The organism is Burkholderia sp. BCC1998 (assembly GCF_905339875.1).
In the GTDB taxonomy this organism is placed as follows: Bacteria; Pseudomonadota; Gammaproteobacteria; order Burkholderiales; family Burkholderiaceae; genus Burkholderia.
Window position 1 is genome coordinate 78470 of the sequence record NZ_CAJPHE010000018.1, and the last position, 26101, is coordinate 104570.

Consider the following 26101-nt stretch of genomic DNA (forward strand, 5'->3'; position numbering starts at 1 on the left):
CAAGGATTCTCCATGCGATTCACGACACCCCTGAGCCGCGCGCTCGTCGCGGCCGCGCTCGCCTCGGCCGCGTCGCTGTCGGCCGCGGCAGACGCCGCGCTGCAAGCCGGCCACGAATACCTCGCCGTCACGAACTACCCGAACAACCTGACGGTGATCGACACGGGTACCGACAGCATCGTCAAGACCTGCACGCTGCCCGACGCGTTCGGCCCCGGCACGATCCAGATCAGCCCGGACCGCACGCGCGCGTACGTGCTGAACAATCACTACGGCGACCTGTACGGCGTCGAGCTCGATTCGTGCAAGACCGTGTTCCATGCGGAGCTTGCCGGCGCCGGTAACGAGCGTGCGCGCGCGATGTTCTCGATCGGGCTGAGCCCCGACGGCAAGGAGATCTACAGCGTCGTCAACCCGACGAAGCTGAACCGCGACAGCTACGAAGTGCAGGCGCCGCGCCTGCAGGTGTACCGCACCGACGGCGGGCTCGACGCGAAGCCGGTGCGCACGTTCGCGGCACCGCGCCAGACGACGATGCTGCAGGCCGCCGACGACGGGTCGCTGTTCATCGTCGGCGCGGACATCTACCGGATGAACGTGCAGACCGGCAAGTACGACGTCGCGGTGCCGCTGCGCAACTGGAAGCAGCCGCTGCACGGTCAGCCCGACGTGCTGTACGTGTGGCCGCAGCAGCGTCCGCAGCATACGTTCAACCTGCTCTACACGGCCGACCGCTTCAAGGACGAGAAGAAGGATCCGGCATCGGCGCAGACGATGTACGGCTACATCGACATCGACCTGAAGACCGGCAATGCGACGGTCAAGGATTTCGGGCCGGTCACCGAGGTGTACTTCACGGGCGGGCTGTCGCCGAAGGATCCGGATGCGATGTACGGCGTGCTGAACCGGCTCGCGAAGTACGACGTGAAGCATGAAAAGCTGGTCGAGGCAGCGCCGCTCGATCATTCGTATTACTGCATGTCGTTCAACCGCGCAGGCAGCAAGCTCTACCTCGCGGGTACCTTCAACACGGTTGCGGTGTACGACGCCGACACGCTTAAAAAGCTGAAGGACATTCGCGTACCGGGCGGCGATATGGCGATTACGACCGCGCAGATGTTCACACGATGAAGTACGCGCCGGCCTGCGGGCCGGCGCCCCTGATCAGGAGATAACATGACCACCGCCATCGCCAACGGCGTGCCGCGCGACGGCCTGTCGATCGTGCGGGGACGCACGGACGTGCCGCTGTCGGATGCGACCGTTGCCGCGCTTCTGCGCGACACCGCGTCGCGCTTTCCGGCACGTCCGGCCGTCGTGTTCCGCGAGCAGGGCATTCGCTGGGACTGGCACACGTTCGCGCACGAGATCGACGTGCTCGCGGCCGGCCTCGCCGCGCTCGGGATCGGGAAGGGTGACCGCGTCGGCATCTGGTCGCCGAACCGCAGCGAATGGCTGCTCACGCAGTTCGCGACCGCTCGCATCGGCGCCATTCTCGTCAACATCAACCCGGCGTACCGGCTCGCGGAACTCGACTACGCGCTGAACAAGGTCGGCTGCCGCATGCTGATCGCGGCCGAACAGTTCAAGTCGTCGAAGTACCCGGAGATGCTGCAGGCGCTCGCGCCGGAACTCGCGCATTGCGCGCCGGGCGCGCTGCATGCCGCGAGGCTGCCCACGCTGCGCACGGTCGTGTCGATGGGCGAGGTCGCGCCGACCGGCATGGTCCGCTTCGCGGACGTGATGGCGCGCGGCCGCGACACGCTCGACGTCGCGCGGCTCGATGCGATCGGCGCGACGCTCGCGGCCACCGATCCGATCAACATCCAGTTCACGAGCGGCACGACCGGCAGTCCGAAGGGCGCGACGCTCACGCACCGCAACGTCGTCAACAACGCGCGCTTCATCGCGATGGCGATGCGTTTTACCGAGCGGGACTCGCTGTGCATTCCGGTGCCGCTGTATCACTGCTTCGGGATGGTGCTGGCCGTGCTCGCGTGCGTGTCGACGGGTGCGGCCATGGTGTTTCCCGGCGAGGCGTTCGAGCCGGTCGCGACGCTCGCGACCGTGGCCGACGAACGCTGTACCGCGCTGCACGGCGTGCCGACGATGTTCATCGCGGAACTCGATCATCCGGACTTCGCGAAGTTCGACCTGTCGACGCTGCGCACCGGCATCATGGCCGGCGCGCCATGCCCGATCGAGACGATGAAGCGCGTCGTGTCGCAGATGCATCTGTCCGAAATCACGATCGCGTACGGGATGACGGAGACGAGCCCCGTGTCGTTCCAGAGCTCGACCGACGATCCGCTCGAGAAGCGCACCACGACGGTCGGACGTGTGCAGCCGCATCTCGACGTGAAGATCGTCGATCCGAACGGCGACGTCGTGCCGGTCGGTGCGACCGGCGAGCTGTGCACGAAGGGCTATTCGGTAATGCTCGGCTACTGGGACGACGACGCGAAGACGCAGGAAACCATCGTCGACGGCTGGATGCATACGGGCGACCTCGCGACGCTCGACGCGGACGGCTACTGCAACATCGTCGGCCGGCTGAAGGACATGGTGATTCGCGGCGGCGAGAACATCTATCCGCGCGAAATCGAGGAATTCCTGTTCCGGCATCCGAAGATCCAGAGCGCACAGGTGTTCGGCGTGCCCGATCCGAAATACGGCGAGGAGCTGTGTGCGTGGATCGTGCTTCGCGCGGACGAGCAGATGACCGAGGACGACCTGCGCGCGTTCTGCCACGGCCAGATTGCGCACTACAAGATCCCGAAGTACGTGTGCTTCGTCGACGAACTGCCGATGACGGTGACGGGCAAGGTGCAGAAGTTCGTGATGCGTCAGCAGATGATCGACGCATGGCGGCTGAAAGCCGCCGACACCGCGTAGTGCCGCACGGGCGGCTGCACGGCAGTCCGCTCCGCCCGCCGGGCAGTTTTCCCTGCCGCCCCTCCCGCCCGGGGTAAAATGCGCGCCACGCCGCGATGTCGCGCGCGACGGGCATGCCGCGGTTCCGACGAACGGCGTACGCAACTGCCCGGCGCCCGCAACCGGGGCGTTCGAAGCGTCCCCCGCATGACAAGACCGCGCGACGCAGCCGGCCGCCCGACATGCTCGAGATCCAGGATCGACGGCTGCGTCGGTGTCCGGCGCGTCACCGTCATCCGATGTCCCATCCTGCGCTTTCCCGATCGATCGGCACGCATGCTGCGCGATCGTCAGATTCGTCTGATGAATGTCGTGTCGACGTTCGTGCCCGGCGTCCGCCGGGACCGTCGCGGGTTCTTGCATGAGGTCGCGCTTCGCAGCGCGCAAAGCGTTTCGAAAGTTTCGACAGGGTCGAGTGGCGAGTTTTCCATCCAGAACAATGACGGTGAATAGAACAACAGCGTCGCCCGCACGGCGGCGGCGCGCGAAGGCCGGGCTTGGCGTCGGTCTCGGCATCACGCTTTTCGCGGCGCAGGCCGCCGTGGCGCAGGGCGACGCGCCGGCGCCGGACGCCGGTGCGACCGGCAGCGCGACGCTGCCGGCGATCACGGTGAGCGGCGAGCGCGGCAACACGCTGCGCGCACGCACGGCGTCGGTCGCGGGGCTCGACGATGCGCCGCTGCGCGACACGCCGGCCTCGGTCAACGTCGTCACGCGGGCGCTGATCGACGACCAGCAGGCGAAGCGGCTGAGCGACGTCGTGCGCAACGATGCGTCGGTCGTCAACGACTACGCGCCGGTCGGCTACTTCGAAGGCTTCGCGATCCGCGGCTTTCCGGTCGATCTCGCGAGCGCGATCCGGATCGACGGGCTGACGGTATCCGGCGAGCAGAACGTGCCGCTCGAGAACAAGGAGCGCGTCGAGATCCTGAAGGGGCTGGCCGGCATCGACAGCGGCGTGGTCGCGCCGGGCGGCGTGATCAACTTCGTGACGAAGCGCTCCGCGAACGTCGCGAGCGTGACGGGCGGCGTCGACAGCCGCGGCTCGACGTCGGCGGCCGTCGATCTCGGCCGCCGCTTCGGCCCCGACAATCAGTTCGGTTTCCGGATCAACGCCGCGAAGGAGAACATGCACTCGTACATCGACGGCACCAACGGACGGCGCACGTTCGGCTCGATCGCCGCCGACTGGGACATCAGCCCGCGCGCGAGCCTGCAGTTCAACGCGGAATTCCAGCAGTGGATCCAGCGTTCCGCGCCCGGCTACCAGCTGCTCGGCGGCACCGTCGTGCCGTCGGTCAAGACGACGTCGAAGGCGCTCGGCACGCAGCCGTGGGCGAAGCCGGTGACGACCGATGCGCTGAACCTGAACGCGCGCTTCGACTACCAGTTCAACGACGACTGGAAGGCCTACGTCGCGGCCGGCCGCAGCCGCACGATGATCGACGACAACAGCGCGTTCGCGTACGGCTGCTATTACGCGGCGAGCTGCGCGGCCGGCACGACGTCGCCGTTCTTCTTCGGCGCGAACGGCGACTACGACGTGTACGACTTCCGCAGCCCGGGCGAATACCGCCGCAACGACGACCTGCGCGCGGTCACGACCGGCAAGTTCGCGACAGGCCCGCTGCGGCACGAGCTGACGCTCGGCGTGAGCGTGCAGCGCCGCGTCGTGCACATGGCGAATGCCGTGTACGACTACGTGGGCAGCGAGAACATCTATGGGCCCGACGTCGCGTTCGCACCGTCGCCGAACACGGCCGGGCCGTCGTATCCGCAGCTCGACGCGTGGCAGTACGGCGTGTTCGGGCTCGACCGCATCAGCATCGGCGAGCACTGGCAGGTGCTCGCGGGCGGCAAGGAAGTGCTGCTGCGCCAGCGCAGTTGGAGCAGCCTCGACGGCGACGCGACGCACACCGACCGCTCGGTGTTCCTGCCGCAGGTCGCGCTCGTCTACAAGCCGGTGAACGTGCTGTCGCTGTACGCGTCGTACAGCAAGGCGCTGTCGCTCGGCGACCAGGCGCCGGTGCGCGCGACCAACGCGTATGCGTTCCTGCCGCCGGTCGAATCGCACCAGTTCGAGCTCGGCGCGAAATACGACTGGCTCGACCGGCTGAGCCTCACGGCCGCCGTGTTCTCGATCAGCAAGCCGTTCCAGTTCGCCGACCCCGATGCGTCGGGCACGAGCTATACGTTCGTGCAGCGCGGCACGCAGCGCCACCAGGGGATCGAGCTTGGCGCGGCCGGGCGCGTGACCGAGCGGCTCGGGCTGACGGCCAGCGTCGCGGCGATTCGCGCGCGCGCGTACGATTCGGGTTCGCCGGCGTACGAGGGGCACCAGATCATCAACGTGCCGGCGCTGCGCGCATCGCTGTATGCGGATTACGCGGTGCCGGGCGTCACCGGCCTGAACATGCTCGGCGGCGTCGAGTACAGCGCGGCGCGCAACGCGAACGAAGAGGGCACCGCGCGCGTGCCGTCGTGGTTCGTGTTCAATCTCGGCGCGCGCTATACGACGAAGATCGCGGGCCATCGCACGGTGCTGCGCGTGTCGGTGGACAACCTGTTCAACAAGTTCTACTGGCGCGATGCGGGCGAGCAGCAGGGCGACGCGTACCTGTTCCCCGGCGCGCCGCGCACCGCGCGCGTGTCGTTGACCTATGATTTCTGATCGTCCGGACCCGGCCGCGTGATGCGCGGCCCCGGCAGCCAACCAGGAGAGCACAGACGATGTCCCCACTCGAAATCGCCGGCGTGATCGTCAGCGCGCTCGCGATCTGGCTGACCGCGAAGCGGCGCATGCTGTGCTGGCCGGTCGGGCTCGCGTCGGTCGCGCTGTACGGCTGGATCTTCTTCGACGCGAAGCTGTATTCCGACATGCTGCTGCAGGGCGCGTTCGCGGTGCTGCAGGTGTACGGCTGGCGCCGCTGGATCGCGCAGCGTACGCTCGAGGCGGGCGGCGGCGCTGCGCCGCAAGGCGACGTCGCGCCCGTCACCGGCGTGCGGCCGCGGCAGATGCTGCCGGACCTGATCGCGGCCGTCGTCGGCAGCGCGCTGCTCGGCGGGATGATGGCGCGCTGGACCGATGCGGCGCTGCCGTTCGTCGATGCGTCGCTGACCGCGTTCAGCCTCGTCGCGCAATACTGGACCGCGCGGCGCTACATCGCGTCGTGGGGGCTGTGGATCGTCGTGAACGTCGTGTACGTCGGGATGTTCGTGTTCAAGGCGCTGTATCTGACGGCCGGACTTTACGCGCTGTTCATCGCGCTCGCCGTCGTCGGCTGGCGCGACTGGAGCCGGACGGCGAACGCGCTGCGCGCGACGGCGAGCCCGGCGGGCTGATTCAAGGGCTGATTCAACTACGGAGCGACGTCGTTCATGTCATTTCCACTCGAGCCGGACGCGCCTGCATCGCGTGACGTCGCCGACATGCGGGACGTCGCGCCGCCGCAATTCGGCGTCGCCGGCGAGCAGGCCGAACGCGACTGGCCGCTGATGACGCACGACGAAGTCGCGGGCGTGCTTGCGCGGATCGATGGCGTCGGCGCGCCGGCGCGGCTTACGTGGCACAGCCCGCGGCCGTTCTCCGCGGCGGTGCTGGTGCACACGACCGACGCGCGCGCGCTGTTCGTCAAGCGTCATCACGCGAGCCTGCGCGACGTCGCCGGGCTCGAGGAGGAGCATCGCTTCATCGCGCATCTGCGCGATCGCGGTGTGCCGGTCGCGGACGTGCTCGCCGGTCGCGACGGCGCGACCGCGTTCGCATCCGGCGACTGGACCTATGAAGTGCACGTGGTGGCGCCAGGTGTGGACGCGTATCGCGGCGTGATGTCGTGGCAGCCGTTCACGCATCCTTCGCATGCGTACGCGGCAGGCCGCGCGCTGGCCGAACTGCATCGCGCGTCGGCCGGCTACGATGCGCCGGCGCGGCCCGTGCGCACGCTGCTGTCGAGTTTCCGGGTGCTGTCGTCCGCCGATCTTCCCGGTGCGCTCGAACGCTGGGTCGATGCGCAGCCGCTGCTGGTGCGCGCGCTCGGCACGCGCGACTGGCGCGGCGATGTCGCGGACGCGATCGGTCCGTATCACGCGCGCCTCGTGCCGCTGCTGCCCGCGCTGGCGCCGCTGTGGACACACGGCGACTGGCATGCGTCGAATCTGCTGTGGACGGACGCCGCGCCCGGCGCGCAGGTGCGGACCGTGCTCGATTTCGGCCTGTCGGATCGCACGTGTGCCGTCATGGATCTCGCGCTCGCGATCGAACGCAATGCGATCGACTGGTTGGCGCCGGCCGATGCACGTCGCGTCGAGCATGAACAGATCGGCGCGCTGCTCGACGGCTACGAATCGCTCGAACCGCTGAGCGACGACGCGTATGCGGCGCTGGTTGCGATGCTGCCGATCGTGCATACCGAATTCGCGCTGTCGGAAGTCGCGTATTTCGGCTGCATCGTCAATGCACCGGATATCGTCGATGTTGCGTACGACGGTTATCTGATCGGGCATGCGCGATGGTTCGGCGAACGCGACGGACGGCAGTTGCTCGACTGGCTGGTGCAACGCCGGCGTGCGAAGCGGGGCAGCTTGTAAAATTGCGTTGCGGACACTGTCGAGCCGGCAGTGTCGTCTGCCCGAGCTTCACCCTCTGCGGTGCCGCGATCGCACTGCACGGCGCGGCCGCACGTTCGCCGCGATCCGGCGGCGCGCGGCACGCCGCCGGCGATCGCCGGGCAGCACCCACGCCTGACTCGCATCAACGCGTCGCGAGGCTGTCGTGATTGTCGGCCTGGGGCGACTTCTCGCCGGCATGCACCGAGATCCCGTGAAGTTCCTTGTTGCGCGCGATGATCTCGCTGGTCGGCGGGTACTGCGTCTTGCTCGTCGGCACCACGCCGTCGTGCTGCGCCTGCTTGAGTTCGTCGATGACTTCCGCGCGGGTCTTGCCCTGCGTTTGAGTGTGCGTTTGCGCGAAGGCGGCTTGCGAGGCGACGCCGAGCGACAGCGTGGCGGTGACGAACAGGGCTGCGAGTCTTGCCGTTTTCATGGAGCTCTCCTTGATGAGGCCGCCGGGTGGCGATCCATGAGCCCAGTATGCGAAAGCCGCCGAGCGTGACCGTGATCGGCAGATGACAAATGCGTCAGATTGCGGGGCCGAGGGGCGTGACGTGCGGGCCCGGCCGACGTGATGCAATCGTCATGTTCGGGTCATGCATGCGATGAGCGGGAAGCGGAGCATGTCGCCTGCCGACGGCCGAAGCCGGAACCGTCGGATCGTCCGCGCCGAAGGCCGTGCGCGATGCGGTGCCCACCGGCCTGATGCCCGGCGAACAGATCGACCATGCGGGGCATCGATGCGGCAATCCGAACTTCTACGTGAACACGCATCCGTGCCTGTTCCCGAAGCGCAACGTCACGCCTCGATGCAGTCATATCCCCGCGCCACATGCGCGGCTGTCGACTATAGTTATGCACGAACAGCACCCATCCACGTCGAAGGCGGGCAAATGATCGATCACGTTTACATCTCAGTCACCGACATCGAGAAGTCGCTGATCTTCTACTCCGAAGCCTTGAAGCCACTCGGCTGGAGCGTATTCGGCAACTACGACTCCGCGAATGGCCCGGCGAGCGTCCCCGATCTCTACGGCATCGGCGACGATGTGTACGGCAAGCGAGAGGGGGTTGGATCAAGCATCTGGCTACGCAAACGTCAGCCAGGCGAGACCGGGCTTTACCTGGGGATCGTCTGCGATACGAACGAACTCGTCGACGCTGCCTACGCAGCCGCAATCAAGGCCGGCGGCATCGATGAGGGAAGACCGGCGGATCGTACCTACTTCGCCCCCGGCTACTACGCCGCCAACGTCGCCGACCTCGACGGCAACCGTCTCGAGTTCGTACACAAGGCGTGGAACCCCAAGCGACGCTCATAGTAATCCAATGGATGCACGGGGGTCGTCGCGGTTCGTATCGCTTTGAACGATCCCGCACCGGATAGATGGCTGCTTCGCGAACGTGCGGTTGGCCGAACCGGATCGGTAAGCCACGTCCACGGAATTCCGCAAAGAAGAAAAAAGGCCCGGCACTCGCAGTGTCCGGGCCCAACGCGTGATCGTGCCGTGCGACAGCGATACGCTTGCGTGGTTCGCAACGGGCATCACCCGTCACGCATTCGATGGTATGCGACGCGATCCATCGCGAACCTGATCGGAAGATGAAGTTTTCGTCACGCGCGTATCGGTGTGCGGTCGATATTCCGATCAGAAGCAATGGCGCAGCCCGAGATTGACGATCCCTCGCGTAGCCGTAGGCGCCGATGCGGGTGTTGCGACCCCCAGGCATCGACCGGGGATTGAACACCTTGAAGCGGGCGTGTCGGCACGCCCGCTTCGGCTCACAGCTGCGCGAGCGCCTGGTCGAGGTCGGCGAGCAGGTCGTCGATGTGCTCGATGCCGATCGACAGCCGTACCGTTTCCTCCTTCACGCCGGCCTTCGCGAGCTCGGCCGGCGACAGCTGGCGGTGCGTCGTCGAGGCCGGATGCGTCGCGAGCGACTTCGTGTCGCCGATGTTGACGAGCCGCGTGAACAGCTTCAGCGCATCCTGGAACTTCGCGCCGCCGTCGCGTCCGCCCTTCACGCCGAACGTCAGGATGCCGGGCGCGCGGCCCGACAGGTAGCGCGCGACGAGCGCATGATCCGGGTGATCGGGCAGCCCCGCGTAGTTCACCCATTCGACGTGTTCATGGCGCGCGAGATGCTGCGCGATCTTCAGCGCGTTGTCGCTGATGCGCTCGATGCGCAGCGCGAGCGTCTCGATGCCTTGCAGGATCTGGAACGCGTTGAACGGCGAGATCGCCGCGCCCATGTTGCGCAGCGGCACGACGCGCGCGCGGCCAATATACGCGGCCGGCCCGAACGCTTCGGTGTAGACGACACCGTGATAGCTGACGTCGGGCTCGTTGAGCCGCTTGAAGCGGTCCGCGTGCTGCGCCCACGGGAACTTGCCCGAATCGACGATCGCGCCGCCGAGGCTCGTGCCGTGGCCGCCGAGATACTTCGTCAGCGAGTGCACGACGATGTCCGCGCCGTGTTCGAACGGACGCAGCAGGTACGGCGACGGCACAGTGTTGTCGACGATCAGCGGGATACCGTGGCGATGCGCGACTTCCGCGAGCGCGGCGATGTCGGTCACGTTGCCGAGCGGATTGCCGACCGATTCCGCGAAGATCGCCTTCGTGCGCGCGTCGATCAGCGGCTCGAACGACGCGGGGTCGCGCGGATCGGCGAAGCGCGTCGTGATGCCGTATTGCGGCAGCGTATGCGCGAACAGGTTGTAGGTGCCGCCGTACAGCGAACTGGCGGACACGATGTTGTCGCCGGCTTCCGCGATCGTCTGGATCGCGTACGTGATGGCCGCCTGGCCCGACGCCAGCGCCAGCGCGCCGATGCCGCCCTCGAGCGCGGCGATCCGCTGTTCGAGCACGTCGGTCGTCGGGTTCATGATCCGCGTGTAGATGTTGCCCTGGACCTTCAGGTCGAACAGGTCTGCGCCGTGCTGCGTGTCGTCGAATGCGTACGCAACGGTCTGGTAGATCGGCACCGCGACCGCGCGCGTGGTCGGGTCGGGTCGATAGCCGCCGTGCACGGCGATGGTTTCGAGGCGCCAGTTCGAAGAGGCCTGATCGGTCATGAGTGCTCCATCTGTTGTTGTCGTGGTCGAGCGATTATAGGAGCAGGTGTGCTGCCGTCCTTAGAACGAATGGTTTGTTGCTTATGGGGCCGCCGCGCATAGAATGGGTTTTTCCTCGGATGAAGGGTGCGCGATGGACCAGGATCAGTGGAACAAGGTGGATGCGTATTTCTCCGCGACGCTCGTGCCGACCGACGACGCGCTCGACGCCGCGCTCGCGGCGAGCGACGCGGCCGGGTTGCCCGCGATCAACGTCGCGCCGAACCAGGGCAAGCTGCTGCAGCTGCTCGCGACGATTCGCGGCGCACGGCGCATCCTCGAAGTCGGCACGCTCGGCGGCTACAGCACGATCTGGCTCGCGCGCGCGTTGCCGCCGGACGGCCGGCTCGTGACGCTCGAACTGAACCCCGATCACGCGAAGGTCGCGACGCGGAACATCGCGCGCGCCGGGTTCGCGGATGTCGTGTCGGTGGTGGTCGGCAGCGCGAAGGACAGCCTCGCGCGGCTCGTCGATGCGGGCGAGGCGCCGTTCGACTTCATCTTCATCGACGCGGACAAGGACAACAACGCCGCTTATCTGGACGCCGCGCTGAAACTGTCGCGGCCCGGCACGGTGATCGTCGTCGACAACGTCGTGCGGGGCGGGCGCGTGGCCGATCCGGACAACCGTGAGCCGGACGTCGTCGGCGTGCGCGACGGGTTCGCGCGGATCGTCGCCGAGCCGAACCTCACGACGACCGCCTTGCAGACGGTCGGGCTGAAGGGCTGGGACGGGTTTTCGATCTCGATCGTCGGCGCGTGACTTGAAGGTGGCGCATCACCGCGGTCGTCGGCCGCACCGGACGTGCGATACGGTCGCGTCCACGGATCTTTCATCGAGCGCGGCCGCCCGGCCTTCGGCCGCGCGCCGCGCTATCCTTTCACGCACACCACCTGACGCAGCGTGTGCACCACTTCGACGAGGCTGCGCTGCGCCGCCATCACCGCATCGATGTCCTTGTAGGCCATCGGAATTTCGTCGACGACACCCGCGTCCTTCCGGCATTCGACGCCGCGCGTCGCCTTGACCTGGTCGTCGACCGTGAAGCGGCGCTTCGCTTCGGTCCGGCTCATCGCGCGGCCGGCGCCGTGGCTGCACGAACAGAAGCTCTCCGGATTGCCGAGCCCGCGCACGATGAAGCTCTTCGCGCCCATCGAACCCGGAATGATGCCGAGCTGTCCCTTCTGCGCGGATACGGCTCCCTTGCGCGTGACGAGCACGTCCTCGCCGAAGTGGCGTTCGCGCTGCACGTAGTTGTGGTGGCAGTTCACCGCGTGCTCGTCGACCGCGAACGGTTTCGCGATCACGCCGCGCGCCGCGCCGATCACCGCGTCCATCATCGCCTGCCGGTTGCGGCGCGCGTAGTCCTGCGCCCAGCCCACCGCTTCGACGTAATCGTCGAAGTGCCGGCTGCCCTCGGTGAAATACGCGAGGTTGCGATCCGGCAGGTTCGCGATGTGCTGCCGCATGTCGGCCTGCGCGAGTTCGATGAACAGGCTGCCGATCGCGTTGCCGACGCCGCGCGAGCCGCTGTGCAGCATGAACCACACGCGATCCGCTTCGTCGATGCACACCTCGATGAAGTGGTTGCCCGTGCCGAGCGTGCCCAGATGCGCGTAGTGGTTCGTCTTCTCCAGCTTCGGATACTTGCCGACGATCCGCTGAAAGCCCGGCAGCAGCGATTTCCACGACTCGGTCACGGCGGCCGGCGCGCGATCGCCCCATGCGCCGGGATCGCGGCGCCCCGGCGCGCGGCCGTGCGGCACCGCGCGTTCGATCGCGCTGCGCAGCCCGCCGAGTGCGTCCGGCAGGTCCGCTGCCGTGAGCGTCGTGCGCGCGGCCATCATCCCGCAGCCGATGTCGACGCCGACCGCGGCCGGGATGATCGCGCCCTTCGTCGGGATCACGCTGCCGATCGTCGAGCCCTTGCCGAGGTGGACGTCCGGCATCACCGCGACGTGCTTGAAGATGAACGGCATCTGCGCGGTGTTGCGCAATTGCGTGCGCGCGTCGTCCTCGACCGCGACGCCTTGTGTCCACATTTTCACCGGCTTGCCGTTCGCCAGTTCCATCACCTGAAAATCATCGTTACTCATTTGCTTCACCTTCGATCGCCCCTTCAGTCGTGCGGCGCAAGCTCTTCAAAGCATGATGCTTCCGTCTATTCTTGTCGTTTTCTTCACTGGCTGCCGGCCGACGTGCGTTGGCCGAATCGGGGTACGACGCGACCGGGTCAGGCTCGATTCGCGGATGCTCGCTGCGCGGTAGCCGCGCGTGAACGATGTTTCACCATTCATGCGCGGCAGATCGCGATGATCTCCGCACTGGCCGCGTCGTCGAACGGCGCACCGTTCCAGTCTCCGCACCAGTCGGCGGACGAGAAGCCGGCGGCCGCGACACGCGCCTGCAGGTCGGGTTGCGCGATGAAGCGCGGCCGGCTCGCGTTCTTCACTTGCGTATCGTCGCGATGAAACCGGTAGACCGTGTCGAACGACACGATCGGACCGTCGACCGCGGTCACCGCATGGTGGAGTTCGACGCTGCCGAATTCGGGTGAATCGATGCGGGTGGCCGACGCCGCCGGAGTCCAGCCGAGCCACGGCTCGACACGCGGATTGCGGGTCTCGAACAGGAAGCGCCCGCCGTCGGCCAGCACGCGCCGCGCGCCGCACAGCGTCGCATCGATCTCCGCGTCGGTCAGCAGGCACTGGAACGCGTGCCCGGTCATCACGACGGCATCGAACGGCGCGCCGGGCGGCAGGCCGCCGAGATCGCACGCGAGCCAGCGCACCGCGCCGGCGCCCGGCTGGCGTCGCGCATGGTCGATCATCGCGGGTGCGGGGTCGATCGCGACGACGTCGTGTCCGGCCGCCGCAAGCCGACGCGCGAACGTGCCGGTGCCGCAGCCGAGATCGAGAATCCGTTGCCGCGCGGTGCCGAGGCGCGATGCGTAGAACGCGAAGTCGCGGTCCCCCGCGTTGAACCGGTCGTAGACCGCGACGAGACGCGGATCGGTATAGAGGATTTCGCCGGCAGCCGCCGCGTCGGACGTCACGCGAAACCCGCGTCAGCGCTGCTGCACCGCGACGCGCAGCCCGAGCGCGATGAAGATCGAGCCGATGATTTTTCCCTGCCAGCGCGTGAGCCACGCAAGCCGCTTCACGACGCGGCCGAGCGGACGGATCGAGCATGCGATCAGCGTCGTATAGAGCGAGCTGAGCACGACGAAGATCAGGCCGAGCACCGCGAACTGCACGAACGTCGAGCCGCGTTCCGGATGCACGAACTGCGGCATGAACGCGAGGAAGAACAGCGCGGTCTTCGGGTTCAGCACTTCGGCGGGAATCGCCTGCAGGTACGCCGTCAGCGGCGTGACGGGCGGCACCTTCGGCAGCGACGGATCGGACGGCCCGTCGAGCAGCGCGCGCACGCCGAGGTAGATGAGGTAAGCCGCGCCGACCAGCTTCACGACGTTGAACGCGAGCGCCGACGTCATCAGCAGCGCCGACAGCCCGACGGCGGCAAACAGCGTATGCACGAAGTCGCCGCTCGCGACGCCGAGGCCGGTCAGGATGCCGGTCTTGCGGCCGCCCTGCACGGTGCGGCTCAGCACGAGCAGCACGGCGGGGCCCGGGATCAGGAACAGGCCCAGGACGACGGCGGTGAAGGTGGCCAGCGTGGTCAGGTCGAACATGGCGGCTCCGGCAAGGTTGGCGAGGCGGCGGGGGATCGACGCATTGTATTCGGATCGGTGCGCGTCTGCCGATGCCGGCCGGGAACCGCGCGGCCGCGCCGGCGCCTTTCTGGTATAAGCACGAAAGGCCGCGCGGGCACGCCGTCCGGCCGCTTTCGACACCATCGCTCCATGCGCGACCTGCCACCCGTTACCGACCCCGCTGCCGACGCCGACGTCTATCACGTGCCGCGTCCGCTCGTCGTGTTCGGCGGCTCGGTCGTCGAGCCCGAATGGCGGCTCGAACGGCACAGCCATCGGCAGGCGCAACTGCTGTACACGCTGAGCGGCGTCATCTATTGCGAGATCGACGGCGGCGTGTGGAGTGCGCCGCCGCAATGCACGGTGTGGATTCCGGGCGGCGTCACGCATTCGGCGCGCGGTTCGGCCGGCGCGACGTTCTACGCGGTGCTGGTCGAGCCCGATGCGGCGCCCGGCCTGCCGGCGCGCTGCTGCACGCTGGGCATGTCGCCGCTGTTGCGCGAACTGCTGCTGAAGGCCGCGAGCTTCCCGAGCCTGTACGACGTCGACGGTCCGCAGGGGCGGCTGATGGCGACGCTGCTCGACGAACTCGTCGCGGCGCCGGTCGAGGACCTGTATCTGCCGATGCCGGCCGACCGCCGGCTGCGCAGGCTGATCGATCACCTGCTCGACGACCCGGCCGACAAGTCGCCGCTGCCCGAACTCGCGCGCCGCGCGGGCGTCAGCGAGCGCAGCCTCACGCGGCTCGCCGCGAAGGAACTCGGCATGAGCCTCGGCGACTGGCGCCGGCGGCTGCACGTCGCGCTGTCGCTGCGGATGCTGACGGCGGGCCGCCGCGTGCACCAGATCGCGATCGACCTCGGCTACGAGAGCGCGAGCAGCTTCGTGACGATGTTCCGCAAGGCGACCGGCAAGTCGCCGACCCAATACCTGACCGACCGGCAGCGTTGACCGTGCCGTGCTGAGCCGTGCCGTGCCAGGTCGGCACGCTCGCGCTTGGCCGGATCGAACAAGCGGTTGGCCGGCACGAGAAATGACGGGACGGGCGTCGATCTCTAACATGAGAATCATTCTCATCTGGAGGCCGACATGCAGATCGTCACGACTGAATTCCCGTTGGTGTGGTTGCGTTACGCGCGTTCGCCATCGAGCGATCCCGCGCACTTGCTGGCCGAGCTCGACGCGTTGCTCGCGCGCCGCGAACGTTTCGTGTTCCTGACCGACGATGCCCCGTCCGGCAACGATCGCGATGCGCAGGATCACGAGATGCGCAAGCAGCTCGCGAAATGGAGCAAGGCGAATCGCGCGCAATCGCGCGAATGGATTCCCGCGATGATCGCGGTCGAGCCCGACGCGCAGCGGCGCGCTGCGCTCGATGCGTTCTCGGCCGCGTTCGAGAAGGTCTGGGGTTATCCGTTGAACGCGGCGGCGAATCGTGACGAGGCGCTCGCGCTGGCACGGCAGCTGCTGGCCGCGCCGGCCCGCGCGGCCGCGGCCACGCGCGACTGAACCGGTCGCCGCGCCGGCGGCGCGGCTCGCTCACTGACAGGCATGCGCCGCGTCGCGTTCGCGCGCGAGGCGTGATGCCGTATTCCGCGGGAGTTTCCGGTGGACAATCCGATTCGCGCGATGCGCATCTTCACGCGCATCGTCGAGATGAACAGCTTTACGCGCGCGGCGCACTCGCTCGGCATTTCGCGCGCGACCGCGACGCGCACCGTGCAGGAACTCGAGGCGGCGCTCGGCATGCCGTTGCTGGTGCGCACGACGCGCGCGCTGCGGGCGACGCCGGAAGGCGACGCGTATTACCGGCGGTGCCAGCGCATCACCGCGGACGTCGACGAACTCGAAGCGAGCCTGCGCAACGCGGCGCGGCATCCGAGCGGGCCGCTGCGCGTCGAGTTGCCGGGAGCGGTGGCGGACGCGATCGTGCTGCCGGCGCTTGGCGCGTTCCATGCGCGCCATCCGGAACTCGTGCTGATGCTGGGCGTGTCCGGACGCGCGGCCGACCTGATCGGCGATGCGGTCGACTGCAGCATCCGGCTGGGCGCGCTGCCCGATTCGTCGCTGGTTGCGCGCCCACTCGGCGCACTCGAGCGCGTGACCTGCGCGAGCCCCGCGTATCTCGAGCGCTGCGGCGTGCCGCGTTCGCTCGATGCGCTCGCCGGGCATCGAACGGTCAACGGCGCGTTCGCGTCGGCCCAGCGCACCGCCGAACTCGAATTCGCGATCGACGGCGCGGTGCGCAAGATCCGGCTCGACGGCATCGTCAGCGTCGATGACGAGCAGGCGTACCTGGCTTGCGGCGTGCATGGCCTCGGGTTGATCCAGCCGCCGCGCGTCATCGCGCAGCCGCTGATCGACGCGGGACAGTTGCAGGAAGTGCTGCCGCGGTGGCGGCCGGGCGCGGTTTCCGTGTCGGCCGTCTATGCGAAGCGCCGGCACGTGTCGCCGGGCGTGCGCGCGTTCGTCGACTGGGTCGCGGAGCGTTTCGAGGATGCCGCGCAGGAGCGGGCCGGTGTGAGCGTGCCTGGGGCAGCGCTGCGGCAGATGGCGGCGACGGCGATCGCTGCGTGCGAGCCAGACGGGAGGCTGGCGGCCGCGGCGTGACAGCGGGGCGCGCGTCCGGATGTGCCAATATTCTGGCGATTTGTGGGCCGGTTCGCCAAAATACTGGCATTCCGCCAGACGGTGCATCGTCAGACTCAATCAGTCGAACGGTCGCGCCGCGATCCTGATACGTTCGCGTGCATTGGCGCCCGCCTCCCGTCACCCACCCAGCTCCCCCGCCAGAAAATCCACGAACGCCCGTATCCGCGCGGACATCTGATGCCGCTGCGCATACACCGCGTAGATATCCGCGCCCGGCGTTTCGTAGTCGGGCAGCACGACGACGAGGCGCCCGTCGGCCAGATAGTCGCGGATATCCCACTCGGCGCGCATCAGGATGCCGTGCCCGTCGAGCGCCCACTTCACCGCGATCTCGCCGTCGTTCGTCGTCAGATTGCCGTTGATCCGCACGGCTTCCGTGTTGCGCGCCGCGCCGCGTCCGATCGCCAGCCGCCAGATCCCGTAGCCTTCGTCGCCTTGCCGGATGCCGATGCAGTTGTGCCGCGTCAGCTCGTGCGGCGTGCCCGGCGTGCCGTGCCGCGCGAGATACGCGGGCGCCGCGCACAGCAGCCGGCGGTTCGGCGCGAGCCGTCGCGCGACGACGCGCGTATCGGGCGGCTCGCCGAAGCGGATGCACACGTCGAACGCGTCGTCGGTGAGCGGCGGCGGCATCACCGACAGTTGCAACTGCACCGACACCTCCGGAAAACGCGCGACGAAGCGCGAGATCGCCGGGCCGACGTGGCTGCGCCCGAAACCGAGCGTCGCGTTCACGCGCAGCAGCCCCTTCGGCCGCTGCCGCGCGCTGCCGAGCAGTTCGCCCAGTTCGTCCATCTGATCGAGGATCCGGCGCGCGTAGTCGAGATACACGTCGCCCTCGGGCGTCAGCATCATGCGCCGCGTCGTGCGGTTGACGAGCGTCACGCCCGCGCGCCGCTCCATCTGCGTGAGCCGCTTGCTGACGGCCGCCGCGGTCAGCCCGAGCTCGCGCGCGGCCGCGCTCAGGCTGCCCGCCGCGGCCAGCGTCGAGAAGAAGCCGAGATCGGCCGGCTGGACGGTATCCGCCATGACGGAATTCATGAATTGAAGTTAAAGATGCTTTGAGTATAGCCCCGGTTTCTGCACTTCCAGTTCGGTAAAGTGCATTCACGCTCACGATCAATCGAGGATGTCAGCATGAAGACCTACCGTATCGCGACCATTCCCGGCGACGGCATCGGCAAGGAAGTGGTGCCTGCGGCCAAGCAGGTGCTGGAAGCGCTGGCCCGCGGCAGCGACCGCTTTGCCTTCGAGTTCGAGGATTTCGACTGGGGCGCCGATTACTACCGCCAGCACGGCGCGATGATGCCGGCCGACGGCCTCGACGCGCTGCGCGGCAAGGACGCGATCCTGTTCGGCTCGGCGGGCGACCCCGACGTGCCCGACCACGTGACGCTGTGGGGCCTGCGCCTGAAGATCTGCCAGGGCTTCGACCAGTATGCGAACGTGCGGCCGACGCGCATCCTGCCCGGCATCGACGCGCCGCTGAAGCGCTGCGGGCCGGCCGACCTGAACTGGGTGATCGTGCGCGAGAACTCGGAGGGCGAATACGCGGGTGTCGGCGGCCGCGTGCACCAGGGGCATCCGATCGAGGCGGCGACCGACGTGTCGATCCTCACGCGTGCCGGCGTCGAACGCATCATGCGCTTCGCGTTCCGGCTCGCGCAGTCGCGTCCGCGCAAGCTGCTGACCGTCATCACGAAGAGCAACGCGCAGCGTCACGCGATGGTGATGTGGGACGAGATCGCGAAGCAGGTCGCGCAGGAATTCCCCGACGTCACGTGGGACAAGGAACTCGTCGACGCCGCGACCGCGCGCATGGTGAACCGCCCGGCGTCGCTCGACACGATCGTCGCGACCAACCTGCACGCGGACATCCTCAGCGATCTCGCGGCCGCGCTCGCGGGCAGCCTCGGCATCGCGCCGACCGGCAACATCGATCCCGAGCGCCGCTATCCGTCGATGTTCGAGCCGATCCACGGCTCCGCGTTCGACATCATGGGCCGGGGCCTCGCGAATCCGGTCGGCACGTTCTGGTCGGTCGTGATGCTGCTCGAGCATCTCGGCGAGACGGCAGCGGCCGCGCGCGTGATGCAGGCGATCGAGGCCGTGACGGCCGATCCGTCGCTGCATACGCGCGACCTCGGCGGCAGCGCGACGACCGCGCAGGTGACGGCCGCCGTCTGCGAGCGCGTCGCGCACGCGGCGGTCGCCGCCTGACAGTAACGAGAACGGCGACGAGAACGGCGACGGCCGCAAGCGCAGCCGGTCGCCTTCCGTTCGCCGCCCCCCGGATTTTTTGCCCGCGACTCGCGCATTCGACGCGAGCCGGGTGCCGGCGCGCACGCTTCGTCGTAATGCCGGCGGTACCCACCGAGCCCGCGGGGACAGCGCGCGACTCGACCTCGAAGGAGGAGACACATGCAAGCGGATCTGGAAACCCGCGTCGCGCGGAAACTGATGTGGCGCATCATTCCGTTCGTGATGCTGCTTTACTTCGTCAGCTTTCTCGATCGCGTCAACGTCGGCTTCGCGGCGATGACGATGAACAAGGCGATCGGCCTGTCGCCGACCGCGTTCGGACTCGGCGGCGGCCTGTTCTTCATCGGCTACTTTCTGTTCGAAGTGCCGAGCAACCTGATTCTCCATCGCGTCGGCGCACGCATCTGGATCGCGCGCGTGATGATCACGTGGGGCATCGTGTCGGCGGTGTCCGCGTTCGCAGCCGGGCCGACGAGCTTCTACGTGCTGCGCTTCCTGCTCGGCATCGCGGAAGCCGGCTTCTTCCCCGGCATCATCCTGTACCTGAGCCTGTGGTTTCCCGCGAAGCAGCGCGCGGTGGCGGCCGCGTGGTTCATGGCGGCCGCGCCGATCTCGACCGCGATCGGCTCGCCGCTGTCGGGCGCGATCATGCAGATGCCGCCGATGTTCGGGCTCGCCGACTGGCAGATGCTGTACATCGTCGAGGCGCTGCCCGCGGTCCTGCTCGGCTTCGTCGTGCTGAAGTGCCTGACCGATGCGCCGTCGAAGGCCGCGTGGCTGCGGCCGGACGAGCGCGACTGGCTGGTCGCGAAGCTGAAGTCCGAGGCCGACGCGCGGCACGCGCATGCCGGGCACACGGCCGGCGCGTGGCAGGCGCTGCGCGACCCGCGCGTGCTGGCGCTCGCGCTGATCTACTTCGGCACGTCGGCGGGGCTCTATACGCTCGGCCTGTGGGCGCCGCTGATGGTCAGGCAGTTCGGCTTCACCGCGTGGCAGACGGGCCTGCTGACCGGCATCCCGAGCATCGCCGCGGTCGTCGCGATGATCGGCTGGGCACGGCATTCGGATCGCACCGGCGAACGCACGTGGCACGTCGTGATTCCGTGCGTGCTCGCGTGCATCGGCTTCGTGTTCGCGGGGCAGGCGAGCACCGCGCTCCTGACCGTGCTCGCGCTGGTCGTCGTCAACATCGGGATCAGCGCCGCGAAGGCGCCGCTGTGGGCGATGCCGAGCGCGTTCCTGTCCGGCGCCGGCGCGGCCGCGGGGATCGCGATGATCAACTCGATCGGCAACCTCGGCGGCTTCGTCGGGCCGTTCGCGATCGGCTGGCTCAAGCACGTGACGGGCGGGTATGCGGCCGGGCTGTACGTGGTGGCGGGCACGCTCGCGGTGTCGGCGGTCGTCACGCTCATGCTGAGCCGCAAGGGGGCGCGCGAGCAGGTCGTGGCGGGGGTGCGGCATCATCATTGACGGCGGGGCCTGCCGGACGCGGCGCGTGCACGGGCGCCGTGCGGCCGCTGCTACACTCGAGCGCACGGGACGGCATTCCCGCCGCGCCCGATACGGAGACGACGAGCCGGATGGAACCGATCACCGACGCATTCGCGCGGCACTTCGCGCAGGACTGGATCGACGCATGGAACGCGCACGATCTCGACCGCATCCTGTCCCACTACGACGATGCCTTCGTCATGCATTCGCCGATGATCGTGCGGATCGCGGGCGAGCCGAGCGGATGCCTGCGCGGCAAGGACGCGGTGCGCGCGTACTGGGCAAAGGCGCTGGAACTCATTCCGGACCTGCGGTTCGAGTTCATTGCGGTGCTGGCGGGCGTGGATAGCGTCGCCATTTACTATCGCGGCGCAAACGGACGCGGTGCGGTCGAGGTATTCCGCTTCGGTGCCGGCGGTCGCGTGAACGAGGCATTCGCCCATTACGTGGCGTGATGCGGCGTGATGCGATAGCGGAAGGAAAGCAGGAAGGGGGAAGCAGGAAGCGGAGCAGCGGAGGGGAAAGCAGCAGGCCGCGCATGCACCGATGCACATGCGGCCTGCCCGGCCGAAGCGCGTATCGGCTACGCGCCCCGGTGTCGAACGAAGCGACTTACTTGTCGTCGCCCTTGATCTGCGGCAGCGCCGACGCTTCACCCGGCGTCAGCAGGCCGACTTGCGAATACACGCGCAGCTTGTCGCGCGTATCGGTGATGTCGAGGTTGCGCATCGTCAGCTGGCCGATCCGGTCGCGCGGCGAGAACGTCGACGCCACCTTCTCCATCGACAGGCGTTCCGGCTGATACGTGAGGTTCGGCGACTTCGTGCTCAGGATCGAGTAGTCGTTGCCGCGGCGCAGTTCGATCTTCACTTCGCCGGTGATCGCGCGCGCGACCCAGCGCTGCGCCGTTTCGCGCAGCATGATCGCTTGCGGGTCGAACCAGCGGCCCTGGTACAGCAGGCGGCCGAGACGGCGGCCGTTCTCGCGGTACTGCTCGATCGTGTCTTCGTTGTGGATGCCGGTGACGAGACGCTCGTATGCGATGTACAGCAGCGCGAGGCCCGGGGCTTCGTAGATGCCGCGGCTCTTCGCCTCGATGATGCGGTTCTCGATCTGGTCGCTCATGCCGAGGCCGTGGCGGCCGCCGATGCGGTTCGCTTCGAGCAGCAGCTCGACCTGGTCCTTGAACTCGACGCCGTTCAGCGCGACCGGCTGGCCGGCTTCGAAGCGCACCGTCACTTCCTCGGCGGCGATCTTCACGTCGTCACGCCAGAACGCGACGCCCATGATCGGGTTCACGATCTTGATGCCGCTTTCGAGGCTTTCGAGGTCCTTCGCTTCGTGCGTCGCGCCGAGCAGGTTCGAGTCGGTCGAATACGCCTTCTCGGCCGACATCTTGTATGCGAAGCCGGCCTGGTTCATGAATTCGGACATTTCGGCACGGCCGCCGAGTTCGTCGATGAACGTCTGGTCGAGCCACGGCTTGTAGATCTTCAGATCCGGGTTCACGAGCAGGCCGTAGCGGTAGAAACGCTCGATGTCGTTGCCCTTGTACGTGCTGCCGTCGCCCCAGATGTTGACGCCGTCTTCCTTCATCGCGGCGACGAGCATCGTGCCCGTCACGGCGCGGCCGATCGGCGTCGTGTTGAAGTACGTGACGCCCGCGGTCGTGATGTGGAACGCGCCGCTTTGCAGCGCGGCGATGCCTTCGGCGACGAGCTGCGCGCGGCAGTCGATCAGGCGGGCGCCGGCTGCGCCGTATTCGATCGCGCGTTTCGGGATCGCGTCGTAATCGTCTTCGTCGGGCTGGCCGAGGTTCGCCGTGTATGCGTACGGGACGGCGCCCTTCAGTTTCATCCAGTGCAGCGCGGCGCTGGTGTCCAGGCCGCCGGAGAAGGCGATACCGACCTTCTGGCCGGTCGGGAGGCTTTCGAGAATCGTGCTCATAGGAATTACCGTGGATTGAAGCCGGTGGGATCGTATTTCGCGGAATATGCGAGTATCGGCTGTCCGGGAAGTTGGGGCAAGACCTGATTTTCGCGCCAATACGTCTTCGGGCCTGTCGCGACGGGCCTGACGGGCGGTTAACCGGCCGGAGAATCCGGCGCGAAACGGCCTCGGACGGCGGTCGAAACTGGCGAAGGCGCGCCGGCGCGCACGCCCGATCGGCGGGGCCAGATCGGTCGGCCGGCGCGGCATCCGCGCTCAGGGATGCCGGGCGACCTTTGTGACAGGCTAATGAAAGATTCCCTGAGGCGCCCGGCGCCCGGCGTCCGCCGGCCTTCGAATCGTCAAAGCTCCAGGTTCAGATATTCCACGCCTGCGCGGTATCGAGCAGTTTCTCGCGCAACTGATCCACTTCGCCGGCCAGCTTGGCCGTGATCGACACGTAGCCCGACAACTGCGCCGGCGGGGCGTCGTGCGGCGGCTCGGCCGGCCGGCGGCGCGGTGCGAGCCGGCTCGGCGTGCCGAACTTGAGCGCGCGGCTCGCGCCGACGAGCGTGTCGCGGATGCGCCGGTTCATCGCCTTCATCTCGATGCGCATGTATTCGCGCGCGGCGAGGTCGTCGCGGGCCGGCACCGTGCTCGACAGGATCTCCAGGTAGCCGATGCACAGGCGCAGGCCGCGCTGGATCGCCTCGAGCTGCGTGACCGGGATGTCGCATTCCTTCGACACCGACGGCATCAGCGAGCGCAGCTGCACCAGCAGCGCGCTCAGCGCGGCCATTTCCTTCAGGTGCGCGTCGTCGCTCACGTGGCGGTCGCCCGCGAGCCGCGCATGCACGGCCGCGCACGCGCGCAGCGCGTCGGCGAGCTTGTAGCGCCACGAGTAGGTCGCATAGAGCGGCAGCGCGAACGAGAACGCCAGCGCGATCGCGATGCCGGTCAGCACGTTCACCGCACGCCACAGGCCGTCGACGATCTCGTTGTCGCCGTGGCCGGCGACGATCACCATCGTGATCGCCGACAGCAGCGCGATGTAGCCGGCCTTGCCGATCGCGTGATACGCGCAGAGCCCGCACGCGATCGCCATCAGCAGGTAGATCGCGAGCGGCGCGTGCAGGACGGAGTAGAGCAGGATCAGCCCGAGCCCCGCGAGCGCGCCGATCGACGTGCCGAGCGCGCGCTCGGCCGCCTTCTTGCGGATGTTGCCGTGGTGCTGCAGCCCGCCGACGACGATCAGCACGGCGATCGTCGACCATTCGCCGTGCGGCACGCGCAGCCCGGTGGACAAGGCGATCGACACGAGGATCGCGAGCGCGACGCGCGCCGCATGGATCAGCTTCGCGTGCCGGTAGCGGCGGTACGGGTCCAGCAGGGGACGGAGCGCGTGGCGCAGGAGCGGCGGGAATCGGGCAGGGAGCTGGGCGGTCATGACGGAGCGGGGGTGGCCGGCGGGATGGCCGGAATGCGCGTGCGGCGCGGGCGGGCCGGCGCCGCACGTGCGGCTGACGTAACGCTAGCGGAACGCGCGCGGGCTGTCCACGGCAGCGCGGCGCGGGTGCCGCCGGCCGCCGCGTCACGCGTCGGCCGTATTCACCTCGGCGTTCGACACGCGATTGCGGCCGCCGGACTTCGCGTGGTACAGCGCCGCGTCGGCCTGCCGCAGCAGCGTCGCGGCGTTGACGCGCCCGCCGGCGCTGGTCGCGGCGCCGATGCTCGCCGTGACGTGCCCGTACGGGCTGCGGACGTGCGCGATGTCGAGCCCGGCGATCGCACGGCGGATCGCTTCGGCGACGGTCGCCGCGCCCTGCGCGTCGGTGTCGGGCAGCGTGACGACGAATTCCTCGCCGCCGTAGCGCGCGACGTGGTCGCTGTCGCGGCGCAGGCAGCGCGACGCGGATTGCGCGACGCGGCGCAGCACGTCGTCGCCGGCGAGGTGGCCGTAGTAGTCGTTGAACGCCTTGAAATGATCGACGTCGACGAACAGCACCGACAGCGGCCGGCCGCTGCGCGACGCGCGCTGCGCCTCCTTCGCGAGCACGGCATCGAACGTGCCGCGGTTGTCGAGCCCGGTCAGCGAATCGGTATGCGCGAGCCGGTACAGATTCAACTTGGTGACCTGCCGGCGCTCGAGTTCGCGCGACAGCGCGAGCGAGCCCCCCAGGATGAACACGGTAAACAGGCCCATCAGCACGGCGGTCCAGATCGCGCGATGGCGCCACGGCGCGTAGATGTCGATCTCGGCGGGCGCGACGTCGACGATCAGCGGCAGATGCGCGAGATGCTTGTAGACGTAGATGCGCCGCACGTCGTCGATCGCGCCCACGCCCGTCAACACGCCTTCGCTGCTGCGCTGCGCCTTGATGAAGAGCGGGGAGTGGTGGAGGTCGAGGCCGACCACGCGCGGATCGTACGGCAGGCGCGAGACGAGCGCGCCGTTGTCCTCGACGATCGCCGCGCTGCCGTGCTGGCCGACCGCGAGCCCGTCGAGCAGCGCGCGGAAGTAGCCGATGTTGAGCGTGCCGACGACGATTCCGCCGAAGCGGCCGTCGGCCAGCGTGATCCGGCGGCTGAGCGCGATCGTCAGCGCGCCGCCGCGCAGCCGGGACGCATAGGGCCGGCTGATATAGAGGCCCTGCACGAGCCGGTCGCGATGCACGGTGAAATACTCGCGGTCGGCGAAATTGCCTTGTCGCGGCGGCGATGCGGCCGAATCGATCACGATATTGCCGTGCGGATCCATTACGAAAATGGCGCCGAGATACGCGCCGGTCGCGGCGCGGTCGAACAGCAGCCGGTGACGCTGGCGCGGCGGCAATGCCGTCAGTTCCGGATCGGCGAGCCCGTCGACGACGTTTTGCAGCGAAAGATCATACAGTTCGATATTGCGGGAAATATCGCGCTCGATCAGCAGCATCAGGTTGCGCGCATTTTCGACCGCATGGTCGTATGCGTCGTGGCGTGCCTCGATTAAAAGCGACGCCGAGAGTCCCCAGCTGAACAGCAGCAGCACGACGCCGGCGACGAGCACGCCGCGGGGCGACAGTATGCGTGCCACGGCCGTCGCGGTATGACGGCGCAGCGTAGCGAGCGGCGTGGGTGGCATCATCCTCGGGGCAGGCGGCGGATATGTGCGTCGTCGACGATTCCGCGCTCTGATTAATTCGCATTAGTCGGCATTATCTCGCGAATTCCCGAAATTCGCCGCTGGATGCAAAACATGCATGCGCCAATCCGATTCGGAACGATTACGCATCATTACCGTGATCCGGGCGTTCGTTTCGATTTGAATCGCGATTATGGGTAGCCGGTATTTTGTCTGATTATTAGGGCATATCGATCGATTTTGTCGTTTTAATACAGGATCGGGCTATTGCGC

General features: G+C 67.9%; 22 protein-coding genes. 13 read left to right on the forward strand and 9 right to left on the reverse strand.

The genetic code is table 11. The annotated features are described in order from the left end of the window. Positions 1-12: 12 nt before the first annotated feature. The 5 genes from peaD to U5A56_RS26780 all read left to right on the forward strand — a co-directional run bounded on the left by peaD (position 13) and on the right by U5A56_RS26780 (position 7521). Positions 13-1131: a quinohemoprotein amine dehydrogenase subunit beta gene (peaD, locus tag U5A56_RS26760; RefSeq protein WP_321796626.1), complete on the forward strand. Its 1119-nt coding sequence runs from the start codon at positions 13-15 to the stop codon at positions 1129-1131. A gap of 45 nt (positions 1132-1176) precedes the next feature. Further along, a complete protein-coding gene (locus U5A56_RS26765; protein ID WP_321925440.1) occupies positions 1177-2895 on the forward strand; it encodes an AMP-binding protein in 1719 nt (572 codons plus the stop codon). A 478-nt stretch (positions 2896-3373) separates the two neighbouring features. After that, positions 3374-5605, forward strand: a complete 2232-nt coding sequence (locus tag U5A56_RS26770) for a TonB-dependent siderophore receptor (RefSeq protein ID WP_321925441.1) — start codon at positions 3374-3376, stop codon at positions 5603-5605. Between the two features lie 59 nt (positions 5606-5664). Next, on the forward strand, positions 5665-6276 hold the full coding sequence (gene pnuC / locus U5A56_RS26775) for a nicotinamide riboside transporter PnuC (protein WP_044848104.1): 612 nt from the start codon (positions 5665-5667) through the stop codon (positions 6274-6276). A 36-nt stretch (positions 6277-6312) separates the two neighbouring features. After that, positions 6313-7521: a phosphotransferase enzyme family protein gene (locus U5A56_RS26780; RefSeq protein WP_321925444.1), complete on the forward strand. Its 1209-nt coding sequence runs from the start codon at positions 6313-6315 to the stop codon at positions 7519-7521. A gap of 163 nt (positions 7522-7684) precedes the next feature. Here the strand turns inward: U5A56_RS26780 and U5A56_RS26785 are convergent, their stop codons facing one another. Continuing rightward, positions 7685-7975 (reverse strand): DUF4148 domain-containing protein, encoded by a 291-nt coding sequence (locus U5A56_RS26785; RefSeq protein WP_124520340.1) that lies wholly within the window; start codon positions 7973-7975, stop codon positions 7685-7687. A 460-nt stretch (positions 7976-8435) separates the two neighbouring features. Here U5A56_RS26785 and U5A56_RS26790 point away from each other — a divergent pair, with 460 nt between their 5' ends. After that, the gene (locus U5A56_RS26790) at positions 8436-8864 is read left to right on the forward strand and encodes a VOC family protein (protein WP_321925447.1); all 429 of its coding nucleotides are present in this window, start codon (positions 8436-8438) and stop codon (positions 8862-8864) included. Positions 8865-9325: 461 nt separating this feature from the next. Here the strand turns inward: U5A56_RS26790 and U5A56_RS26795 are convergent, their stop codons facing one another. Further along, positions 9326-10621 (reverse strand): O-acetylhomoserine aminocarboxypropyltransferase/cysteine synthase family protein, encoded by a 1296-nt coding sequence (locus U5A56_RS26795; RefSeq protein ID WP_321925449.1) that lies wholly within the window; start codon positions 10619-10621, stop codon positions 9326-9328. Between the two features lie 133 nt (positions 10622-10754). On the opposite strand from U5A56_RS26795, the gene U5A56_RS26800 reads away from it, so the two are divergent. Further along, the gene (locus tag U5A56_RS26800) at positions 10755-11423 is read left to right on the forward strand and encodes an O-methyltransferase (protein WP_044848099.1); all 669 of its coding nucleotides are present in this window, start codon (positions 10755-10757) and stop codon (positions 11421-11423) included. 110 nt (positions 11424-11533) lie between these two features. On the opposite strand, the gene U5A56_RS26805 is transcribed toward U5A56_RS26800, so the two are convergent. The 3 genes from U5A56_RS26805 to U5A56_RS26815 all read right to left on the reverse strand — a co-directional run bounded on the left by U5A56_RS26805 (position 11534) and on the right by U5A56_RS26815 (position 14355). Then, positions 11534-12757, reverse strand: coding sequence for an RtcB family protein (locus tag U5A56_RS26805; RefSeq protein WP_321925452.1), 1224 nt, complete (start codon positions 12755-12757; stop codon positions 11534-11536). Positions 12758-12954: 197 nt separating this feature from the next. Beyond that, positions 12955-13716: a class I SAM-dependent methyltransferase gene (locus U5A56_RS26810; RefSeq protein WP_321925453.1), complete on the reverse strand. Its 762-nt coding sequence runs from the start codon at positions 13714-13716 to the stop codon at positions 12955-12957. A gap of 12 nt (positions 13717-13728) precedes the next feature. Beyond that, the gene (locus tag U5A56_RS26815) at positions 13729-14355 is read right to left on the reverse strand and encodes a LysE family translocator (RefSeq protein ID WP_044848096.1); all 627 of its coding nucleotides are present in this window, start codon (positions 14353-14355) and stop codon (positions 13729-13731) included. A gap of 171 nt (positions 14356-14526) precedes the next feature. Here U5A56_RS26815 and U5A56_RS26820 point away from each other — a divergent pair, with 171 nt between their 5' ends. The 3 genes from U5A56_RS26820 (at position 14527) to U5A56_RS26830 (ending at position 16986) form a co-directional block, all read left to right on the forward strand. Continuing rightward, positions 14527-15327 (forward strand): helix-turn-helix transcriptional regulator, encoded by an 801-nt coding sequence (locus U5A56_RS26820; RefSeq protein WP_321925454.1) that lies wholly within the window; start codon positions 14527-14529, stop codon positions 15325-15327. Positions 15328-15465: 138 nt separating this feature from the next. Continuing rightward, on the forward strand, positions 15466-15885 hold the full coding sequence (locus tag U5A56_RS26825; RefSeq protein WP_321925455.1) for an ATP--cob(I)alamin adenosyltransferase: 420 nt from the start codon (positions 15466-15468) through the stop codon (positions 15883-15885). 99 nt (positions 15886-15984) lie between these two features. After that, on the forward strand, positions 15985-16986 hold the full coding sequence (locus tag U5A56_RS26830) for a LysR family transcriptional regulator (RefSeq protein ID WP_321925456.1): 1002 nt from the start codon (positions 15985-15987) through the stop codon (positions 16984-16986). Between the two features lie 159 nt (positions 16987-17145). Here the strand turns inward: U5A56_RS26830 and U5A56_RS26835 are convergent, their stop codons facing one another. Next, a complete protein-coding gene (locus U5A56_RS26835) occupies positions 17146-18054 on the reverse strand; it encodes a LysR substrate-binding domain-containing protein (protein WP_321925457.1) in 909 nt (302 codons plus the stop codon). A gap of 108 nt (positions 18055-18162) precedes the next feature. Here U5A56_RS26835 and U5A56_RS26840 point away from each other — a divergent pair, with 108 nt between their 5' ends. From U5A56_RS26840 to U5A56_RS26850, 3 genes are all read left to right on the forward strand, one after another. Then, on the forward strand, positions 18163-19245 hold the full coding sequence (locus U5A56_RS26840) for a tartrate dehydrogenase (protein ID WP_321802456.1): 1083 nt from the start codon (positions 18163-18165) through the stop codon (positions 19243-19245). A 201-nt stretch (positions 19246-19446) separates the two neighbouring features. Then, on the forward strand, positions 19447-20757 hold the full coding sequence (locus tag U5A56_RS26845; protein ID WP_321925459.1) for an MFS transporter: 1311 nt from the start codon (positions 19447-19449) through the stop codon (positions 20755-20757). Positions 20758-20867: 110 nt separating this feature from the next. Next, complete coding sequence (locus U5A56_RS26850; protein ID WP_321925460.1) at positions 20868-21233, forward strand: nuclear transport factor 2 family protein; 366 nt, start codon at positions 20868-20870, stop codon at positions 21231-21233. Between the two features lie 157 nt (positions 21234-21390). Here the strand turns inward: U5A56_RS26850 and argG are convergent, their stop codons facing one another. The 3 genes from argG to U5A56_RS26865 all read right to left on the reverse strand — a co-directional run bounded on the left by argG (position 21391) and on the right by U5A56_RS26865 (position 25831). Continuing rightward, a complete protein-coding gene (gene argG / locus U5A56_RS26855) occupies positions 21391-22725 on the reverse strand; it encodes an argininosuccinate synthase (protein ID WP_044848086.1) in 1335 nt (444 codons plus the stop codon). Positions 22726-23083: 358 nt separating this feature from the next. Further along, positions 23084-24154 (reverse strand): FUSC family protein, encoded by a 1071-nt coding sequence (locus U5A56_RS26860; RefSeq protein ID WP_321925462.1) that lies wholly within the window; start codon positions 24152-24154, stop codon positions 23084-23086. A gap of 144 nt (positions 24155-24298) precedes the next feature. Continuing rightward, positions 24299-25831, reverse strand: coding sequence for a diguanylate cyclase (locus U5A56_RS26865; RefSeq protein WP_415749236.1), 1533 nt, complete (start codon positions 25829-25831; stop codon positions 24299-24301). Positions 25832-26101 lie beyond the last annotated feature (270 nt).

Excerpts from the sequence above, each read along its gene's own strand:
- U5A56_RS26765 (WP_321925440.1), top strand. The coding sequence starts at position 1,177 with ATGACCACCGCCATCGCCAACGGCGTGCCGCGCGACGGCCTGTCGATC.
- pnuC (WP_044848104.1), top strand. The coding sequence starts at position 5,665 with ATGTCCCCACTCGAAATCGCCGGCGTGATCGTCAGCGCGCTCGCGATC.
- U5A56_RS26770 (WP_321925441.1), top strand. The coding sequence starts at position 3,374 with ATGACGGTGAATAGAACAACAGCGTCGCCCGCACGGCGGCGGCGCGCG.
- U5A56_RS26835 (WP_321925457.1), bottom strand. The coding sequence starts at position 18,054 with ATGGCGGATACCGTCCAGCCGGCCGATCTCGGCTTCTTCTCGACGCTG.
- U5A56_RS26860 (WP_321925462.1), bottom strand. The coding sequence starts at position 24,154 with ATGACCGCCCAGCTCCCTGCCCGATTCCCGCCGCTCCTGCGCCACGCG.
- U5A56_RS26850 (WP_321925460.1), top strand. The coding sequence starts at position 20,868 with ATGGAACCGATCACCGACGCATTCGCGCGGCACTTCGCGCAGGACTGG.
- U5A56_RS26800 (WP_044848099.1), top strand. The coding sequence starts at position 10,755 with ATGGACCAGGATCAGTGGAACAAGGTGGATGCGTATTTCTCCGCGACG.
- U5A56_RS26805 (WP_321925452.1), bottom strand. The coding sequence starts at position 12,757 with ATGAGTAACGATGATTTTCAGGTGATGGAACTGGCGAACGGCAAGCCG.
- U5A56_RS26815 (WP_044848096.1), bottom strand. The coding sequence starts at position 14,355 with ATGTTCGACCTGACCACGCTGGCCACCTTCACCGCCGTCGTCCTGGGC.
- U5A56_RS26820 (WP_321925454.1), top strand. The coding sequence starts at position 14,527 with ATGCGCGACCTGCCACCCGTTACCGACCCCGCTGCCGACGCCGACGTC.
- argG (WP_044848086.1), bottom strand. The coding sequence starts at position 22,725 with ATGAGCACGATTCTCGAAAGCCTCCCGACCGGCCAGAAGGTCGGTATC.
- U5A56_RS26845 (WP_321925459.1), top strand. The coding sequence starts at position 19,447 with ATGCAAGCGGATCTGGAAACCCGCGTCGCGCGGAAACTGATGTGGCGC.
- U5A56_RS26785 (WP_124520340.1), bottom strand. The coding sequence starts at position 7,975 with ATGAAAACGGCAAGACTCGCAGCCCTGTTCGTCACCGCCACGCTGTCG.
- U5A56_RS26790 (WP_321925447.1), top strand. The coding sequence starts at position 8,436 with ATGATCGATCACGTTTACATCTCAGTCACCGACATCGAGAAGTCGCTG.
- peaD (WP_321796626.1), top strand. The coding sequence starts at position 13 with ATGCGATTCACGACACCCCTGAGCCGCGCGCTCGTCGCGGCCGCGCTC.
- U5A56_RS26780 (WP_321925444.1), top strand. The coding sequence starts at position 6,313 with ATGTCATTTCCACTCGAGCCGGACGCGCCTGCATCGCGTGACGTCGCC.
- U5A56_RS26795 (WP_321925449.1), bottom strand. The coding sequence starts at position 10,621 with ATGACCGATCAGGCCTCTTCGAACTGGCGCCTCGAAACCATCGCCGTG.
- U5A56_RS26825 (WP_321925455.1), top strand. The coding sequence starts at position 15,466 with ATGCAGATCGTCACGACTGAATTCCCGTTGGTGTGGTTGCGTTACGCG.
- U5A56_RS26865 (WP_415749236.1), bottom strand. The coding sequence starts at position 25,831 with ATGATGCCACCCACGCCGCTCGCTACGCTGCGCCGTCATACCGCGACG.
- U5A56_RS26840 (WP_321802456.1), top strand. The coding sequence starts at position 18,163 with ATGAAGACCTACCGTATCGCGACCATTCCCGGCGACGGCATCGGCAAG.